Here is a 4550-nt window from a genome sequence, read left to right as displayed (position 1 = left end):
GTTTTGCCGTGTCGAAAGAAACGGTTGGTGATGTCTTCCTTCGTCACATCGGTATTTATGCATACCGTGCTGGTTTCATTCGCCAGTATGTGAAGTGGGAACCGACTAAACTTGAGCACATCGAATTACTCGAACAACTCCGGGTGCTGTGGTACGGTGAAAAAATCCACGTTGATGTAGCGAAGGCCATTCCTTCTGTGGGTGTCGATACCGCTGAGGATCTGGAACGTGTGCGCGTGATTTTGGGGCATAAAAATTCCTGACCACACAGAGTATAAAAAGTCATAAAAGCGGAATGTTCCGGCATTCCGTTTTGTCATCACTGTTCTCTTTTCGTTTTGCGCACTGCCTTCCTGTTTCTGCCCCGACTATCCGGTTTTTGTTTGATCTGAAACGGGGTAATCCTTTCCTGAAACTTTCATCATAAACGTTAATTTATTCGTCACTGCGAACACGTTATGGAACAGCTAAAAGCCGAATTGAGTATTGTGCTGGGCGAGCGTTTATCCCGCCTCGAATGTGTCAGTGAGCAGCCTTATGCCCRTCTTTTTTCCCTTTATGATGAGCAGGGTTACGCGATGCCATTGATGGCGAAGAGTTTTACTTGCCAGGGAATTGCCGGGCAGGAGGCTTATAAATTATCAATGCTGGCGCGGGAGGGCGTGGTGAGGGTGCCGACGGTTTATGGCATGGTCACCACGCATCAGAAACCATATCAGGAAATATTGCTGATTGAACGTCTGCGCGGCGTATCGGCGGAAGCGCCAACACGCACCCCTGAACGCTGGCAAATCTTGCAGGAGCAAATTGTCGAGGCGATGCTGGCGTGGCACCGGATTGACAGCCACGGTTGTGTAGGTTCTGTTGACAGCACGCAGGAAAATCGCTGGGAAAACTGGTACCCGCAGCGGGTGGAGGTGTTGTGGGCAACGTTATCGAATTTACAGGCATCCGAACTCACACCTGACGACCGCACGCTGCTTTTCCGTTCCCGTGCCTGCATTCCTAAGCTATTTGAAGAGTTCGACGATACACCGGTACTGGTACACGGCAATCTCTCGTTGCGCAGCATGCTCAAAGATCCTCGCAGCGATCAACTGCTGGCAATGATTAATCCCGGCACCGTGTTATGGGCGCCGAGAGAGTTTGATCTTTTCAGGTTGTGGGAAAAAGGCATGAGCGAGCAATTGCTGTTCAGTTATCTGCAAAAAGCACCTGTTTCAGAAACATTCCTCGCACGGCGCTGGTTGTATCTGGTGTGGGAATCAGTCGCGAATCTGATTCATACCGGTAAGCTCGATCGCCGGCAATTCGATTATGCACGGCAACAATTGTTGCCGTGGCTTAACTGAGTTACTTCGCTGCGGGTGCCGGCAGCGTCATCCATTGCCATGCGCGCCCCAGCGTTTCATACCATGCCCGCTCGCTGTGAGACAAGAACAGTGCCTGTGGCAACGCTTTTTCCCAAGGATTGAGCGGGGAATCTATCGCAAGCTGATTCGCCGGTGCCGGAATAGGGTTCAGTCCCAGTTGCCGGAAGAAAATGATTGCCCGCGGCAGATGGTTTGCCGACGTCACCAGCACAAACGGCTGCTCTCCCAGCATTTCTTTAACCTGCAAAGCTTCCTGATGTGTATCCCGTGGCCTGTCTAGCAGAATAATATCGCTCTCCGGCACCCCTAAACTCTCCGCAACTTTCCCGGCGACCGCAGCACTGCTCATCGGGTTGGTCATGGCCCGCGCACCGGTGAAGATCATTTTTGAACCGGGATTTGCCCGGTAAATGCGGATCCCTTCGGCCACGCGAGGAAGGCTGTTATTGATGAGATTAGAACTCGGTGCCCACGCCGGGTTATAGGTATAACCRCCGCCCAGTACGACAACATATTTTACCGGCACATTGCCACTGGCCTGGTAAGTGGGGTAAACCGATTCAATAGGACGCAGCAGGTTATCCGCAACAGGTTGCAAGCTGAGCAGCAACAGAAGCAGCCAACTCAGTGAAAAAAACACTTTTCCGGTTTTTTGCCAGCGGGTCATCCACAGCAACACCAGTGCAATCGCCATGAAGAGCAGAATAAATGGCAGAGGTAATAGCAGGCCCCCCAGCGTCTTTTTTAGGATAAATAACATCAGAAACCGATCCTTTTGGGTGAAAAAACGACATCCGGGCGTGAATCCGCGTCAGGATGATTTATTCTATGCCAGCCTGTGCCAAAATAGCACTTCACCCGGTATCACCGCACAGCCATCATTAACAAATTGTTTTTAGAAACAGGGTTCATTTCATGCAGGATCGTAATTTCGACGATATGGCCGAGAAGTTTTCGCGCAATATCTACGGCACAACAAAGGGACGTATCCGTCAGGCTGTGCTGGGTCAGGATCTGCATGATTTACTACAGACTTTGCCTCAGCGGCCACTGCGCATCCTTGATGCGGGCGGCGGTGAAGGACAAATGGCCTGTGAACTGGCAGCTTTAGGACATAAGGTCTTGTTGTGTGATCTCTCCGGTGAGATGATCCGCCGCGCCGAGGCGGCTGCGCTGGAAAAAGGTGTGAGCGACAACATGCAATTTGTACAATGTCCGGCTCAGCATATCGCCGAACATTTGGAACAGCCGGTTGATCTGATATTGTTCCATGCGGTCATCGAATGGCTGGCCGAACCTCAACAGGCTCTGGCCGCACTGGTCGATTGTCTGACGCCCGGTGGCGCAATATCACTGATGTTTTACAATATCCACGGTCTGGTCATGCGGCACATGATCCTTGGCAATTTTGCTCATGTTGAAGCGGGTGTGCCAAAAATCAAAAAAAGCTCCCTGTTACCCGATCACCCGCTGGAACCCGCACAGGTTTACCAGTGGCTGGAAGAACTTGGGATGCAGATCAGCGGCAAGACCGGTGTTAGAGTGTTCCACGATTATTTGCGAAACAGACAACAACATAAACAGGATTTTGATGAGCTTCTGGCGCTGGAACAGCGTTATTGTCGTCAGGAACCTTTTGTTAGTTTGGGACGTTACATCCACGTGATGGCGCACAAACCCATTCTGAAGGACGAATTATGAGTGAATTTTCCCAGACTGTACCCGAACTGGTCGCCTGGGCACGCAAAAATGATTTCTCAATTTCGCTGCCAACGGAGCGGCTGGCTTTTCTTCTGGCAATCGCCACATTAAACAGCGAGCGCCTTGATGGAGAAATGAGTGAGGGTGAGCTGGTCGACGCGTTTCGTCATGTCAGCAAGGGATTTGAGCAGACAAATGAAACCATCACCGTACGTGCCAATAACGCCATCAATGACATGGTGCGTCAGCGTTTGCTCAACCGTTTTGTCAGTGAACTGGCCGACGGTAATGCCATTTATCGCCTGACGCCTTTGGCGATCGGCATTTCAGATTATTACATCCGCCAGCGTGAGTTCTCAACGTTGCGGTTGTCTATGCAGTTGTCGATCGTTGCTCAGGAACTCAAGCGTGCAGCCGATGCAGCCGAAGAGGGCGGTGATGATTTTCACTGGCATCGCAATGTTTACGCGCCACTTAAATACTCCGTAGCTGAAATTTTTGACAGCATCGACATGACCCAGCGGATCATGGACGAGCAGCAGCAGGGCGTGAAAGACGACATTGCCGCGTTGCTCAATAAAGACTGGCGTGCGGCAATTTCCAGTTGTGAAATCCTCCTGTCAGAAACTTCCGGCACGCTGCGTGAATTGCAGGATACGCTCGAGGCGGCCGGTAACCTGTTGCAGGCGCATCTTATGCGTATTCAGGATGCCACGATGGTCGAACTCGATTTGAGCTTTGTCGACAAACTGGTTTTCGACCTGCAGAACAAACTCGACCGTATTACCAGTTGGGGCCAGCAGGCTATTGACCTGTGGATTGGCTATGACCGGCATGTGCATAAATTTATCCGTACCGCCATCGACATGGATAAAAATCGGGTGTTCGCCCAGCGTCTGCGCCAGTCGGTTCAGAACTATTTTGATCAGCCATGGACGCTGACCTTCGCCAATGCTGACCGTCTGCTGGATATGCGCGATGAAGAATTGGCCTTGCGCAGCGAGGAAGTGACCGGCGAACTTCCGCCAGATCTTGAGTTTGAAGAATTTAACGAAATCCGCGAACAACTTGCGGCATTGATTGAACAGGCATTACAGGTTTATCAGCAACAAAAAACGCCGCTCAATCTGGGCATGGTAATGCGCGAATATCTTAAACAGTATCCGCGTGCCCGACATTTTGATGTCGCGCGAATTGTGGTCGACCAGGCTGTGCGCCTTGGTGTGGCTGAAGCAGATTTTTCAGGATTGCATGCCGAATGGCAGGCAATCAATGATTACGGAGCCAAGGTGCAGGCCCATGTCATCGACAAATATTGAACACATAATGCCAGCTAAGCTGGCGCAGGCACTGGCGAACTCAGTGTTTCCTGCTCTCGACAGCCAGCTGCGTTCTGGCCGTCATATCGGTATTGATGAGCTGGATAACCACGCTTTCCTGATGGACTATCAGGAAGAAATGGAACTCTTTTACAGC

The 4550-nt window shown here is 51.1% G+C and carries 6 protein-coding genes; 5 read left to right on the top strand and 1 reads right to left on the bottom strand.

Going from position 1 to position 4550, the window contains the following annotated elements:
* Both AC1DUO_RS23480 and AC1DUO_RS23475 read left to right on the top strand, forming a co-directional pair.
* Positions 1 to 263 (top strand): cytidylyltransferase domain-containing protein (locus AC1DUO_RS23480; protein WP_477989000.1); only part of this gene is annotated, 263 nt, incomplete at its 5' end.
* A gap of 195 nt (positions 264 to 458) precedes the next feature.
* Positions 459 to 1352, top strand: coding sequence for a YcbJ family phosphotransferase (locus tag AC1DUO_RS23475; protein WP_477988999.1), 894 nt, complete (start codon positions 459 to 461; stop codon positions 1350 to 1352).
* A 1-nt stretch (position 1353) separates the two neighbouring features.
* Here AC1DUO_RS23475 and elyC read toward each other — a convergent pair whose 3' ends face one another.
* Positions 1354 to 2133: an envelope biogenesis factor ElyC gene (gene elyC, locus AC1DUO_RS23470; RefSeq protein WP_013574845.1), complete on the bottom strand. Its 780-nt coding sequence runs from the start codon at positions 2131 to 2133 to the stop codon at positions 1354 to 1356.
* A gap of 155 nt (positions 2134 to 2288) precedes the next feature.
* Between elyC and cmoM the strand changes: the two genes are divergently transcribed.
* From cmoM to AC1DUO_RS23455, 3 genes are all read left to right on the top strand, one after another.
* Positions 2289 to 3074 (top strand): tRNA uridine 5-oxyacetic acid(34) methyltransferase CmoM, encoded by a 786-nt coding sequence (gene cmoM, locus AC1DUO_RS23465; RefSeq protein WP_013574846.1) that lies wholly within the window; start codon positions 2289 to 2291, stop codon positions 3072 to 3074.
* Positions 3071 to 4393, top strand: coding sequence for a chromosome partition protein MukF (mukF, locus tag AC1DUO_RS23460; protein WP_013574847.1), 1323 nt, complete (start codon positions 3071 to 3073; stop codon positions 4391 to 4393). Before cmoM ends, mukF begins: the two co-directional genes overlap by 4 nt.
* A partial coding sequence (locus AC1DUO_RS23455; protein ID WP_477989002.1) for a chromosome partition protein MukE occupies positions 4374 to 4550 on the top strand: 177 nt, incomplete at its 3' end. The genes mukF and AC1DUO_RS23455, both read left to right, overlap by 20 nt.

Source organism: Rahnella sp. P4_A8 (assembly GCF_056402435.1).
This window is presented reverse-complemented; position numbering and strand designations above follow the sequence as displayed.